Source organism: Streptomyces sp. enrichment culture (assembly GCF_964272895.1).
GTDB lineage: Bacteria > Actinomycetota > Actinomycetes > Streptomycetales > Streptomycetaceae > Streptomyces.
The window spans coordinates 5,965,991-5,978,754 of sequence record NZ_OZ186832.1 but is presented as its reverse complement, the minus strand read 5'-3'; the positions used below and the strand labels follow the sequence as shown (position 1 = coordinate 5,978,754).

Annotated in this window: 11 protein-coding genes; 4 read left to right on the top strand and 7 right to left on the bottom strand. The window is 74.5% G+C overall.

What is annotated here, in order from left to right:
- Positions 1-255 precede the first annotated feature (255 nt).
- Positions 256-1,122 (bottom strand): GntR family transcriptional regulator, encoded by an 867-nt coding sequence (locus ACSU6M_RS26860; RefSeq protein WP_437072977.1) that lies wholly within the window; start codon positions 1,120-1,122, stop codon positions 256-258.
- 166 nt (positions 1,123-1,288) lie between these two features.
- Here ACSU6M_RS26860 and ACSU6M_RS26855 point away from each other — a divergent pair, with 166 nt between their 5' ends.
- Together ACSU6M_RS26855 and ACSU6M_RS26850 are read left to right on the top strand one after the other, a co-directional pair.
- Positions 1,289-2,128 carry a (2Fe-2S)-binding protein gene (locus ACSU6M_RS26855; RefSeq protein WP_437072976.1) on the top strand — a complete coding sequence of 280 codons (840 nt, stop codon included), beginning with the start codon at positions 1,289-1,291 and terminating at the stop codon, positions 2,126-2,128.
- Positions 2,129-2,437: 309 nt separating this feature from the next.
- Complete coding sequence (locus ACSU6M_RS26850) at positions 2,438-3,481, top strand: DUF2637 domain-containing protein (RefSeq protein WP_437072974.1); 1,044 nt, start codon at positions 2,438-2,440, stop codon at positions 3,479-3,481.
- Between the two features lie 113 nt (positions 3,482-3,594).
- Here ACSU6M_RS26850 and ACSU6M_RS26845 read toward each other — a convergent pair whose 3' ends face one another.
- From ACSU6M_RS26845 to ACSU6M_RS26835, 3 genes are all read right to left on the bottom strand, one after another.
- Positions 3,595-4,029, bottom strand: a complete 435-nt coding sequence (locus ACSU6M_RS26845) for an ATP-binding protein (RefSeq protein ID WP_437072972.1) — start codon at positions 4,027-4,029, stop codon at positions 3,595-3,597.
- 136 nt (positions 4,030-4,165) lie between these two features.
- Entirely contained in the window at positions 4,166-5,908 is a 1,743-nt protein-coding gene (locus tag ACSU6M_RS26840; RefSeq protein ID WP_437072970.1) for a pyruvate dehydrogenase, read from the bottom strand.
- A gap of 68 nt (positions 5,909-5,976) precedes the next feature.
- A complete protein-coding gene (locus ACSU6M_RS26835) occupies positions 5,977-7,539 on the bottom strand; it encodes a protein phosphatase 2C domain-containing protein (protein WP_437072969.1) in 1,563 nt (520 codons plus the stop codon).
- Between the two features lie 406 nt (positions 7,540-7,945).
- Here ACSU6M_RS26835 and ACSU6M_RS26830 point away from each other — a divergent pair, with 406 nt between their 5' ends.
- Both ACSU6M_RS26830 and ACSU6M_RS26825 read left to right on the top strand, forming a co-directional pair.
- A complete protein-coding gene (locus ACSU6M_RS26830) occupies positions 7,946-8,929 on the top strand; it encodes a helix-turn-helix domain-containing protein (RefSeq protein ID WP_437072967.1) in 984 nt (327 codons plus the stop codon).
- A gap of 78 nt (positions 8,930-9,007) precedes the next feature.
- On the top strand, positions 9,008-9,490 hold the full coding sequence (locus ACSU6M_RS26825; RefSeq protein WP_437072966.1) for a DUF456 domain-containing protein: 483 nt from the start codon (positions 9,008-9,010) through the stop codon (positions 9,488-9,490).
- 57 nt (positions 9,491-9,547) lie between these two features.
- On the opposite strand, the gene ACSU6M_RS26820 is transcribed toward ACSU6M_RS26825, so the two are convergent.
- The 3 genes from ACSU6M_RS26820 to rsgA all read right to left on the bottom strand — a co-directional run bounded on the left by ACSU6M_RS26820 (position 9,548) and on the right by rsgA (position 12,636).
- Positions 9,548-10,069: a methylated-DNA--[protein]-cysteine S-methyltransferase gene (locus ACSU6M_RS26820; RefSeq protein ID WP_437072965.1), complete on the bottom strand. Its 522-nt coding sequence runs from the start codon at positions 10,067-10,069 to the stop codon at positions 9,548-9,550.
- The gene (locus tag ACSU6M_RS26815; protein ID WP_437072963.1) at positions 10,066-11,472 is read right to left on the bottom strand and encodes a bifunctional transcriptional activator/DNA repair enzyme AdaA; all 1,407 of its coding nucleotides are present in this window, start codon (positions 11,470-11,472) and stop codon (positions 10,066-10,068) included. Before ACSU6M_RS26815 ends, ACSU6M_RS26820 begins: the two co-directional genes overlap by 4 nt.
- Positions 11,473-11,538: 66 nt before the next feature.
- Positions 11,539-12,636 carry a ribosome small subunit-dependent GTPase A gene (rsgA, locus tag ACSU6M_RS26810; RefSeq protein ID WP_437072961.1) on the bottom strand — a complete coding sequence of 366 codons (1,098 nt, stop codon included), beginning with the start codon at positions 12,634-12,636 and terminating at the stop codon, positions 11,539-11,541.
- Positions 12,637-12,764 lie beyond the last annotated feature (128 nt).

Sequence of the window (12,764 nt, the reverse complement as noted above, 5' to 3'; positions counted from 1 at the left end):
GAGATCTGGCCACGGGCCGGGCAGAGAGGGCCGGAGACAGCCGGAACGGCGGGGCGGACTGGAGGCGGATGCGAGCAGGCGGGGACGGTCGTGGTCTGCCGGGACATACGGCCAGGTGATCGCGTGCCGCTACGGCACGGACGCACCCGGCCGACGGCGCCGCACACCCCCAGGGGCGCGGGGAACTGCGCGACCAGCCCACCGACAACCCACAGCCGCCCACGGCGAAGGCACCCCCGTCGGGACGGCGCCCCGCTACCCGCCGAAGTGCTCGCGCACCAGCACCCGCACCCGTTCGCCGTCCCGATGGGCCAACGCCTCCAGCAGCGCCGCGTGCTGCGCGGCATCCGCCATCAGATCCGCCCGGACATGACGACCGGTACCGCGAGGCCACTGCGCACGCCGATGAAGGTCGTCGGCGATACGCACCAGCTGCTCGTTGCCCGCGAGGGACAGCACCGCCCGGTGAAACGCCCGGTCCGCCTCCGCGTACGCGGCCCGGCAGCCCGCCGACGCCGCGCGGACCGTCGCCTCCGCGAGCGGCCGCAGCTCGGCCCACCGCTCCGCGGGAACCGTCTCGGCGAGCCGCAGCAGCACCGGCACCTCCAGCAGCGCGCGCACCTCGGCCAGCTCCGCCAGCTCCCGCGCGTCCCGCTGGACGACCCGGAACCCCCGGTTGGGCACGACCTCGACGGCGCCCTCCTGGGCCAGCTGCTGCATGGCCTCCCGCACGGGCGTGGCCGACACCCCGAACCGCTCGCCGAGCGCCGGCGCCGAGTACACGGTGCCCGGCGTCAGCTCCCCGGTGACCAGCGCGGTGCGCAGCGCGTCGAGGATCTGCCCCCGCACGGAGGACCGCTGCACGGCGGGCCGGGACGGCGCGGGCGACGTCTGCGCGGGCGGCCAGGGCTGCGGCAGCGGCGACTCCGCGACCGGGTGCTCGCCCCGTACGGCGACGTCCACGGCACCGGCGCCACCGGCCTCGTAGGCCCCGACAGCGCCCCCGGCACCCCCGGCCGCGTGTCCGGTCGCCCCGCGCTGCTGCTGCGGCACCCGCGCCGCACACGCCCCCTGTTGCGGAATGTCCGTTCCGGCGGCGGAGCCCTGCGCGCCCTGCTTCACGGGTCCTCCTCCGGGCTTGTCGGCACTTGCGGTCATTACGGCGGGTTGTTACTCGTCCGTCAAGCACCTTAGGCGCAGAGCCGGGCAGTTCAAATTCCGGACGCACCCAGTAAGGTAAGCCTTGCCTTCTCCTCGCTCGCCCTCGCTGTGGATCGGTGGTCCCGGTATGCCCGTCCCCGCCTCCCCCCTCGCGGCCGCCCACGCCCGCCTCACCGAGGCGTACCCGTACCTGACGATCACCGAGCACGCGCCGCAGGACCCGCTCCCCGAGGGCGGCGACTGGGTCACCGCCGCCGCCCTGGCGGCGGGCGGCACCGGTCTGGACGCCTTCCTGGCCTGGGACGACGAGCAGATCCTGCGGGACTACGGACAGCGCGGCCGCCCGGACGTCGTCGCCAGCTTCGGCCTGCACCGCTACGCCTGGCCGGCCTGTCTGCTCTTCACCGTCCCGTGGTTCCTGGACCGCCGGGTCCCCCGCCACCGCGTGACCGACGTCTCGTACGACCGCACGACGGGCCGGATGGCCGTGCGCACCGCGTCCTTCGCCTGTCTGCCCGGCGACCCGGCCGCCGGACTCCCCGGCGCGCGGGTGGTCCCCGACGAGGAGGCGCTGCGCGCCGAGCTGCGCGCGGCCGTCGCCGAGCACCTGGAGCCGGTGCTGGCGGCCTTTGGACCGCGGATGCGGCGGCGCGGGCGGGCCCTGTGGGGCATGGCGACCGACGAGGTCGTCGAGGGGCTCTGGTACGTCGGCGGACTGCTCGGCGCGGACGAGGAGCGGCGGGCCCGGCGCGAGCTGGAGCTGCTGCTGCCGGGGACCGGCAAGCCGTACGTCGGCCCGGCCGTGTTCCGCGAGCTGACCGCCCCCGACGGCGGGACCCTGCGCACCCGGGACCGGGTCAGCTGCTGCCTCTTCTACACCCTGCGCCCCGACGACACCTGCGCCACCTGCCCGCGCACCTGCGACGCCGACCGGATCGCCAAGCTCACCACCTCCGCCGCCGCCTGACGGCCGCTCAGGCGGACGAGCGCACTCCGTGCCGCCCGCTAAGATCATCCGCGCGGGTGACCCGGCGTAAGGTCACGGCTGTTTCACATCTTCCTCACCCACCGCGGGAACTTTCCGCGGAACCACCCGTACGGGTAGTCTTATTCGAACTCAACTCCCGCACCTCAAGCGGCAGTTCGAGCAGAACGCCGCCCTGGGCATCCCCTTGACCTTCATTTGGCGGCCTCTTGCCCCGAAACCCCCTGAGGACCGGCGGGTTTGGGCCACTATGGCGGGCGTTACGCCCTATCCCAATGCAAGGGACCCCAGATGAGACTGACCGACATATCGCTGAACTGGCTGCTTCCGGGCGCCGTACTGCTCCTGGGCATGCTGGCGGCGGTGGCGGTGCTCGCGCGCGGAAAGCGCTCCTCGGGGAAGGACTCTGGTGCGGAGGACTCGTGGGAGCGCAGCGAGGAGCGCCGCAGGCGCAAGGAGGCCATATACGGCACGGTCTCCTATGTGCTGCTCTTCTGCTGTGCCGCGGTGGCCGCCGCGCTGTCCTTCCACGGCCTGGTCGGCTTCGGCGAACAGAACCTCGGCCTCTCGGGCGGCTGGCAGTACCTGGTCCCGTTCGGCCTGGACGGCGCGGCCATGTTCTGCTCCGTGCTGGCCGTGCGTGAGGCCAGCCACGGCGACGCCGCCCTCGGTTCGCGGATACTCGTGTGGACCTTCGCGTTCGCCGCGGCCTGGTTCAACTGGGTGCACGCCCCGCGCGGCGCGGGCCACGCGGGCGCCCCGCACTTCTTCGCGGGCATGTCCCTGTCGGCGGCCGTCCTCTTCGACCGCGCGCTGAAGCAGACCCGCCGCGCCGCCCTGCGCGAGCAGGGTCTGGTGCCCAGGCCGCTGCCGCAGATCCGTATCGTGCGCTGGCTGCGGGCGCCGCGCGAGACGTACAAGGCGTGGTCCCTGATGCTCCTGGAGAATGTGCGCAGCCTCGACGAGGCCGTCGAGGAGGTGCGCGAGGACGCCCGGCAGAAGGAGCAGGAGCGGCTGCGCCGCCGGGAGGCGGAGCGGCTGGAGCGGGCGCAGCTGAAGGCCATCAGCCGCGGCCACCGCGGTTTCGTCGGCCGCGGCGGCGGCCGGCAGGCGGAGCTGCCGGCCGTGGAGCAGGGCGCCGAGCGGGTCTCCGCGGAGCCTGCCATATCGGCGCCGGAGCAACTGCCGGTACGCTCGCGGCCCTCCCTGCAGCCCGTCCGCCGGGCGACTGACCCGGTGACCGTCGATCTCACCGCCGAGGACGACACCATGGCCCTGCCTCGTCTGGACGACCTGGAGCGCAAGCTGAAGGACCTGGAGCAGCAGTACGGCTGATCCCGGGCATCCACCGGTCAGGGGCACGGCTCGTCACCCGACGGGCCGTGCCCCTGCCGCGTTCGGCACATGTGTCGCGCGAACGTTCCTCCGGGCGGCCGGAGTCCGGCGGATCAGGCGGCGGTCTCCTCGGTCAGTTCGAACCAGACCGCCTTGCCCACGCCGTGCGCCCGCACGCCCCAGGCGTCGGCGAGGGCCTGGACCAGGACGAGGCCGCGGCCGTGCGTACCGTCGTCGGCGGACGGTACCCGCAGCCGGGGCCGTCGGCCCACGAAGTCCCGCACCTCCACGCGCAGTCCGTGCGGTGAGACGGTGGCGGTCAGGACCGCGTCGCGGTCGGTGTGCACGAGTGCGTTGGTGACGAGCTCGCTGGTCAGCAGTTCGGCGATGTCCGATCGTCCCGGCCTCCCCCAGTGCCGTAACAGTTCCCGCAGTTCCTTGCGCGTCTCGGGCACCGCCCGCAGGTCCGCGCGTCCGAGTCTGCGGCTGAGCTGTGCGGAGGGCGCTCCCGCGGTCGTGGGACCGCCCCCTCGTCCGTGCCTCTTCATGACCCCCCGCTTGCGCGCCGTCGCCGGTCTCCTTCTGCTTCGACTGGTTCACGGGAATGCTTGCCCCGTGGGCCGACGGACAGTCATGCCGCGTGCGCCGCAGCCGGATTCCGGCCGCGTCGGACGGGCGGCCGTCTCAGGGGCGGGGCACGTTGCGCAGGTTGGAGCGGGCCATCTGGAGCATCCGTCCCACGCCTCCGTCCAGCACAATCTTGGAAGCGGACAGTGCGAATCCGGTCACCATCTCCGCTTTGATCTTCGGCGGGATGGACAGCGCGTTGGGATCGGTCACCACGTCCACGAGCGCGGGTCCCCTGTGGCTGAAGGCGTCCTTGAGCGCCCCCGCGAGCTGCTTGGGCTTCTCCACCCGCACCCCGTACGCGCCGCACGCCCGCGCGACGGCCGCGAAGTCGGGGTTGGCGTTGGCCGTGCCGTAGGAGGGAAGTCCGGCCACCAGCATCTCCAGCTCCACCATCCCGAGCGAGGAGTTGTTGAAGAGCACCACCTTCACCGGCAGGTCGTGCTGGACGAGGGTCAGGAAGTCGCCCATCAGCATGGAGAACCCGCCGTCCCCGGACATCGCCACCACCTGCCGCCGGCGGTCGGTGAACTGGGCGCCGATCGCCATCGGCAGCGCGTTGGCCATCGAGCCGTGGGAGAAGGAACCGATGATCCGGCGCCGCCCGTTGGGCGAGATGTACCGGGCGGCCCACACATTGCACATCCCGGTGTCGACCGTGAACACCGCCGAGGGATCGGCGATCTCGTCGAGTACGGACGCCACGTACTCCGGGTGGATCGGCACATGCTTGTCCACCTTGCGGGTGTACGCCTTGACGACCCCCTCCAGCGCGTCCGCGTGCTTCTTCAGCATCTTGTCCAGGAAGCGCCGGTTCTTCTTGGCCTTCACCCGAGGGATCAGACAGCGCAGCGTCTCGCGCACATCGCCCCACACCGCGAGGTCCAGCTTGGAACGGCGGCCGAGGCGTTCGGGCCGTACGTCGATCTGCGCGATCTTCACGTCGTCCGGCAGGAAGGCGTTGTACGGGAAGTCGGTGCCGAGCAGGATCAGCAGATCGCACTCGTGGGTGGCCTCGTAGGCGGCGCCGTAGCCGAGCAGGCCGCTCATGCCAACGTCGAAGGGATTGTCGTACTGGATGAATTCCTTTCCCCGCAGCGCGTGTCCGACCGGTGACTTGATCTTCTCCGCGAAGGCCATCACCTCGGCGTGCGCGCCCGCGGTGCCGCTGCCGCAGAACAGGGTGACCTTGTCGGCGCGGTCGATGAGCTCCACCAGCTGGTCGAGCTCGGCGTCGCCGGGGCGCACGGTGGGGCGGGTGGTGACGAGGGCGGTCTCGACGGCCTTGTCGGGGGCGGGCTGGTCGGCGATGTCGCCGGGCAGGGCGACGACGCTGACGCCGCCCCGGCCGATCGCGTGCTGGATGGCGGTCTGCAGCAGGCGCGGCATCTGGCGGGGGTTCGAGATCAGCTCGCAGTAGTGGCTGCACTCGCGGAACAGCTGGTCCGGGTGGGTCTCCTGGAAGTAGCCGAGGCCGATCTCGGCGGAGGGGATGTGGGAGGCGAGGGCGAGGACCGGGGCCATGGAGCGGTGGGCGTCGTACAGACCGTTGATCAGGTGCAGGTTGCCCGGACCGCAGGAGCCCGCGCAGGCCGTGAGCTGTCCGGTGAGCTGCGCCTCCGCGCCGGCCGCGAAGGCCGCGGTCTCCTCGTGCCGGACGTGCACCCAGTCGATGGCGGAGTTGCGGCGGACCGCGTCCACGACGGGGTTCAGGCTGTCGCCGACGACGCCGTAGAGGCGTCTGACCCCGGCGCGGGCGAGGATGTCCACGAACTGTTCGGCGACGTTCTGCTTGGCCATGGCGGTCGGGTGCCCCTTCGGTGCGCGGAAGGATGCCTGCGACTTCCATCAATCCACAGCCCGCGCCGCTACGCCTCCCACACGGCGGCCGCCGTACGGTCGTCGGCGTACCCCTTGACCCGGACCTGGGCGTCGGCGAGGAACGCGGCGAGACCGGGCGCCTGCGGGCCGGACCAGCGCTCGCCGAGGTGCGCGGCCAGCTCCGGCTCGCCGCGCAGGGGTTCGGCGAGGCCGCCGGTGCACAGCAGGAGCGTGTCACCCGGCCGGGCTACCGAGGCGCGGAAGCGGAAGGGTTCGCGGGGCGGGCCGGGGGCGGGTTCGTACGGGCTCGGGGGCCGCGGGATGCCGAGGTCCATGGTGAGCCGGTCGCCCTCGGGCGTCTCGGCGGGCGCCCCGGCGGGGCTTGCGGCAGGGGCTTCGCCGCGGGACGCGGCCGGCGTCGCGCCGGAGGTCTCGGCGGGCGGTGAGCCGAAGCCGACGACCGGCTCGCCGGTCACCTCGCCGACGCGGGGCTCGATGTCCTGCCACACGCCGTCCCGCAGCCGGAAGAGTCCGCCCGCGCCGACGCCGAAGAAGACGCGGGTGCGGCATGCGGGGTCGGCCGGCAGCAGCAGACAGCGCAGGGTCGCCGTGTACTCCTCGGGCGCGACGCCCTGCTCGACGGCGCCGGCGCGCAGCTTGCCGAGGCTGCGGTCGGTCAGGCGGTGCAGGCCGGACTTCAGATCGCCGCGCCGGGCCGAGCGGATGTCCTCGGCCAGCCGGGCGTGGCTGCGGCCGACGGCCCGTGCGATCCACTGGCACACCTCCGCCGCGGCCCGGTGCGCGCCGGCCGTCGCCCGCGCGCCGGTCGCCATCGCGACGAGCACCAGCGCCTGCTCGCCGGTCCCGAACCGGGCGACGAGCAGCGAGTCGCGCCGCGGCTCACCCCGGTACCGCGCGGAGTCCCCGCGCACCGACGCCGCCCGCAGCGTCCCGCTCCCGCACCGCGCCCCCTCCAGCACGGTGTCCGCGACGAGCTCCCCGAGGCCGTCCGGGTCGGCCTGGGGCAGCGCGGTGGGCTCGGGATCGTAGGTGGGCGGCCCGGACCCGACGTGGGCGACCCGCGGGGTGGGCGGGGCGACGAGCAGGGGCGTGTCGGCGGGGGCGTCGACGGGGGGCCGGGTGTCCTGCGGGGCACCGGCGGGCGGGTGCGAGGGCGCCGGGAGCCGAGCGTCCTGCGGGGGCCGGGTGTCCTCGGCGGCGCCGGTGGGCGGGCCGTCCGCCGAGCCTTCGGTGGGCGCGGCCACGCCGGTCGTCGACGTGGTGGTGCCGTGCGGGGGCGGCGGGCCGGGATCGGGCGGCGGGAAGGTCGTGGGCCCGGTCGGTACGACGGGCGGGGGCTCCCAGGGGGCACGCGCACGCACCACCGGACCGGTCTGCCCCCGCGCCGCTCCCGTACGGTCTCCGGGAGCCGTCGGCGGCGGGGTGGCCGAAGGGTCCGGGCCGGCCAGGCCGGACGCGGAGGCGAAGCGGTCGTCCAGGGAATCCGCCGTGGCCGTGGGCCCGGTGTCCGGCGTGGAGTCGTCGTACAGCTGCCCCCACCAGTCGTCCTCGGGAACGGGACCGGTGGGCCTACCCCCCTGCTGGCTCATGACCCTCATTGTCCACCGCACGGGCCGGTTGAAAACGGGGCATCAGGAAAATCCCGTACCTGTGCGCACGGCTGACGCCGTGTCAGGGATCAGGCGAACCGATGTGCGACAGCGGCCGCCGGGCGATTCCACCCCCCACGGGAGAACCGCCCGGCGACATGGGTAGTGGCCCGGATCCGGATCCCCTGCGCAGAACGCGTCTCGGACCCGGGCCACCGCCTGGGAACGGCAGGGCGCGTCCCCGCGCGGGCCGGGCGTCGAGGACACCGGCCGCTGCTGCCGTGGCCCCACCTTGGCAGAGTGATCGGCCCTGCGGGGATGATGGGCGCGGCGGGTTTGCGCCGTGGCCGGTTCCCGCCACGGACGGCAGGTGTGAGATCGGCGATCGCGGGAGGGACGGCGCCTGATGCTGGCGGCGATAGGGCTGGACGAGACGCACGAGTCGGCGTACCGGGCGCTGGTGGCGGTGGGCGCCGCCGACGTGCCGGACCTGGCCCGGCGGCTGGTCCTCGGCGAGACGGACACCGAGCGCGTGCTGCGCGCGCTGGAGCGGCACGGGCTGGCCGCCCAGTCCCCGGCCCGTCCGGGCCGCTGGGTCGCCGCCCCGCCCGGCGTCGCGCTGGGCGCGCTGCTCACCCAGCGGCGGCACGAGCTGGAGCGGGCGGAGCTCGCGGCGGCGCTGCTCGCCGAGGAGTACCGGGCGGCCGCGGCCGAACCCGCCGTGCACGACCTGGTCGAGGTGGTGATCGGCGCGGCCGCCGTCACCCAGCGGTTCCTCCAGCTCCAGCTCGGCGCGGCCGAGGAGGTCTGCGCGCTGGTCACCGGCACCCCGGTGGCGGTCACCGGCGGGGAGAACGAGGCCGAGGTGCGGGCCACCGAACGCGGGGTGCGCTACCGGGTCGTCCTGGAGCGGGCGGTGCTGGACCGGCCGGAGGGCATGACGGAGCTGACCGCCGCGCTGGGCCGGGACGAGCAGGTGCGGATGGTGGACAAGGTGCCCACCAAGCTGGTGGTCGCCGACCGCTCGATCGCCCTGGTGCCGCTGACCTCGCACACCGCCGAACCGGCCGCGCTGGTGGTGCACGCCAGCGGCCTCCTGGAACTCCTCTCGGGCCTGTTCGAGTCGGTGTGGCGGGACGCCCTGCCGCTGCGGATCGGCGCCGCCGGTGTCACCGAGCAGCACCCCGACGGCCCCGACGCCGCCGACCTGGAGATCCTCTCCCTGCTGCTGGCGGGCCTCACCGACGCGAGCGTCGCCAAACAGCTCGACCTGGGCCTGCGGACCGTACAGCGCCGGGTGAAGCGGCTGATGGAGCTCGCCGGTGTCACCACCCGGCTGCAGCTGGGCTGGCACGCCTACGAGCGCGGCTGGGTGGCCCGCGACAGCTGAGCGAGAGCTGAGCGAGAGGGCAGCGGCCGCCGAGCCGCCCGACCTGCGGCTTCCCGGCTCCTCCTGCACGCTGGGCAGATGGGCGTGTGGGAGCTCCTGCTGGTCGGCGCGGTGATCCTCGCCGGACTCGGCGGGGTGCTGGTGCCGGGCGTTCCGGGGTCCTGGCTGGTGTGGGCCGCGGTGATGTGGTGGGCGCTGAAGGATCCGCAGCCCGTGGCGTGGTGGGTGCTGGTCGGGGCCACGGTCGCGCTGTTCCTGTCCCAGGTGGTGCGCTGGGCCCTGCCCCCGCGGCGGCTGCGCGCGAGCGGCGCGACCCCTCGGATGGCGGTGTACGCGGGCTGCGGGGCGTTCCTCGGGTTCTTCCTGATCCCCGTCGTGGGCGCGATCCCCGGCTTCATGGCCGGCATCTACCTCGGCGAGCGGCTGCGCCTCGGCCGGCACGGCGAGGCCAGGGCCGCCCTGCGCAGGGCGATGCGCTCGGGCGGCTCCAGCGTCCTGGCGGAGCTGTTCACCTGCCAGCTGATCGCGGGCGCGTGGCTGGGGGCGGTGCTCTGGGGCTGACGGGCCTCGGGGCCCGTCGGCCGGATCATGCCGGCGCCGCCGGGTCCTGACCGGGCGCTAGGGCGCGGCCGCGGGCGCCGGCCCGGACCGCCGGAGCACGCCCTCCAGGGTCAGCAGCTGCGCCTTGCGCTCCAGCCCGGCCGCGTAGCCGGTCAGGGTGCCGTCCGCGCCGATCACCCGGTGGCAGGGCCGCAGCACGAGCAGCGGGTTGGCGCCGATCGCGGTGCCGACGGCGCGTACGGCCATCCGGGAGGCGCCGATGCGGGCCGCGATCTCGCCGTACGTGACGGTCGCGCCGTAGGGGACGGAGTCCAGGGCCGACCACACGCGCCGCCGGAATTCCGTGCCGTCGGCGCGCAGCGGCAGGCGGAACTCCTTGAGGTCGCCGGCGAAGTACGCGGCGAGCTGCCGCTCGGCCTCCCGGAACAGGGCCGGGTCGTGCCGCCAGCCGTCCTGGACGGTCCGGCCGCCCTTCTGTCCGGGCAGGGACAGGGAGGTCAGCGTGGAGTCCGGGTCGGCCGTCAGCAGGATCGGGCCGACCGGGCTGTCGAGGCGGGTCCAGTGGACAGGGGTGGTCATGCGGTCTCCAGGTCTTCGGCCGCGCGCAGATGGCGTACGGCGTACGAGCGCCAGGGGCGCCAGGCGTCGGGGACGTGCGGGCCGGGCGGCGCGACGTCGGGGTCGCCGAGGGCGCGCGTGCGGATCGCGGCGACGGTGGCCGGGTCCATGCCGGGCAGCGCCAGCAGCGCGGCCTCGGCGTCGTCCCGGTCGGCGCCCGCGTCCAGGCGTACGGCGCCGTCGGCGAGGGCGGCGGCGAGCGCGCCGGCGGTGCCGTGCGGCTCGGCCTCGGCGAGGGCGGCCGGTTCGGGGAAGAGGTGGGTGAGGGTGCCGCAGGGCGCGTCGAGGGCCTTGCCGCAGGCCCGCACGAGCCGTGTGGCCTCGGCCCGTCCGACCAGCGCCCGTACCGCGAACTCCTCCGGATCGGCGCACCCCGGCGAGCGCAGTCCCGGCCGGGCGGCGACCAGCGGCGCCAGCCGGGGATCGGCGCCGAGCCGCTCGTCGACGGCGTAGGGATCGGCGTCCAGGTCGAACAGCCGCCGCAGCCGCTGCACGGCGGTGGTCAGATCGCGCGGGTCGGTCAGATGCAGCCGGGCGTCCAGCCAGCCGCCGGGGTGCGCGGCCGACGGGGCGGCGGGGGCGGTGGCCCGCTCCTCGACGGCGACGATGCCGGTGCCATAGGGCAGCCGCAGCGTACGGCGGTAGGTGCGGCCGCCGGCCGGGCCGCTCACCTCCTCCACGCCGGGCACGGCCTCGCGGGCCAGCAGGTCGAAGACGGCGGCGGCGTGATAGGGGCCGCGATGGGCCAGCCGCAGCGGGATCCCCGCGGTCGGGGTGCCGCCGCGCCGGGGCCGGTGCCCGCCGCGGGGCGCGGCGGCCCGCAGCGCGCTCGGGGTGAGCGCGTACACCTCCTTGATCGTGTCGTTGAACTGCCGCACGCTGGCGAAGCCGGACGCGAAGGCGATCTCGGTGACCGGCAGCCCGGTGGTCTGCAGCAGCACCCGCGCGGTGTGCGCCCGCTGGGCCCGGGCCAGCGCGACCGGCCCGGCCCCCAGCTCGGCGGTGAGCTGCCGCTGCACCTGCCGCGCGCTGTAGCCCAGCCGCGCGGCCAGCCCGGCGACTCCCTCGCGGTCCACGACCCCGTCCCCGATCAGCCGCATGGCCCGTCCGACGACGTCCGCCCGCACGTTCCAGTCGGCCGACCCCGGCACGGCGTCCGGCCGGCACCGCCGGCAGGCCCGGAACCCGGAGCCCTGCGCGGCGGCGGCGGTGGCGAAGAACCGCACGTTGCGCCTCTTCGGCGTGACGGCGGGGCAGCTGGGCCGGCAGTAGATCCCGGTCGTCTCGACGGCGAAGAAGAACTCCCCGTCGAACCGGGCGTCCCGGCTGCGCACGGCTTCGTACCTGCTGTCGTCGTCCCTCACAGGGTCAAGTGTCGGCGGGACCGCGGGCGGCTGCTAGCGGAAATCGGACATGGAGAGGGCACGGCCCTATCGGCGCCCCCGCTTGAACTCCATCGCCGCCCGTCCCTCGGCCCCCCTCCGCTTCCACTCCTTGCGGATCTCGGCCCGGAGCCGCGCGTCCGTCTTGGCCACGATCCGCTGGTTCTCCCGCAGCAGCTTGCGATAGCTGTCCAGCCGCCGCTGCGGCAGCTCCCCGCTCTCGACGGCCTCCAGCACCGCGCACCCCGGCTCGGCCTCGTGGGAGCAGTCGTGGAACCGGCATTCCGCGGCGAACTCCTCGATCTCGGAGAACGTCTGCCCGACCCCGGTCTCGGCGTCCCACAGGCCCACGCCCCGCAGTCCGGGCGTGTCGATCAGCGCGCCGCCGGCCGGGAGCAGCAGCAGATTGCGCGTGGTCGTCGTGTGCCGTCCCTTGCCGTCCACGTCCCGCGTGGCCCGGACGTCCATGACGTCCTCGCCCAGCAGCGCGTTGGCGAGCGTGGACTTCCCCGCGCCGGACTGCCCGAGCAGCACGGACGTGCCGCCGCCGACGATCGCGGAGAGGACGTCGAGCCCTTCCCCGTGCAGGGAGCTGACCGTCAGCACGGTCACGCCCGGCGCGCTGGTCTCGACGTCCTGGACGAGGTGGGAGAGCGTGACCGGGTCGGGCACGAGGTCGGCCTTGGTGAGGACGACCAGCGGCTGGGCGCCGGACTCCCAGGCCAGCGCGAGGAACCGTTCGACGCGCCCGAGGTCGAGCTCGACGGCGAGGGACACGGCGACGATGGCGTGGTCGACGTTGGCCGCGAGGATCTGCCCCTCGGACCGCTTGGAGGAGGTGGACCGCACGAAGGCGGTGCGGCGCGGCAGATACGCGCGGACGTAGCGGGGGTTGCCGTCGGGTTCGAGGGCGACCCAGTCGCCGGTGCACACGACCCGCAGCGGGTCGTGGGGGGTGACGAACGCGGTGTCGGCCCGGACGACCCCGTCGGCGGTGACGACGTCGCACTGCCCCCGGTCGACGCGGATCACGCGACCGGGCAGCAGTCCTTCGGCGTCATGGCGGGCGAACGCGTCCGCCCATGCCTCGTCCCAGCCGTAGGGAGCGAGAGCGGAGAAAACGTCAGCGGAGATGCTGGAGTTCAAGGGGGAACCCTTCACAAGGTCCGGCCCCGGCGCAGGAGGTTCGAGAGTCAGCCGGTGGCCGTGGAGGTGGACGTGATGATCTGAGTGCGGGCAGCGCCCATCGCAGTGACAGCCATCGGTCGACACCT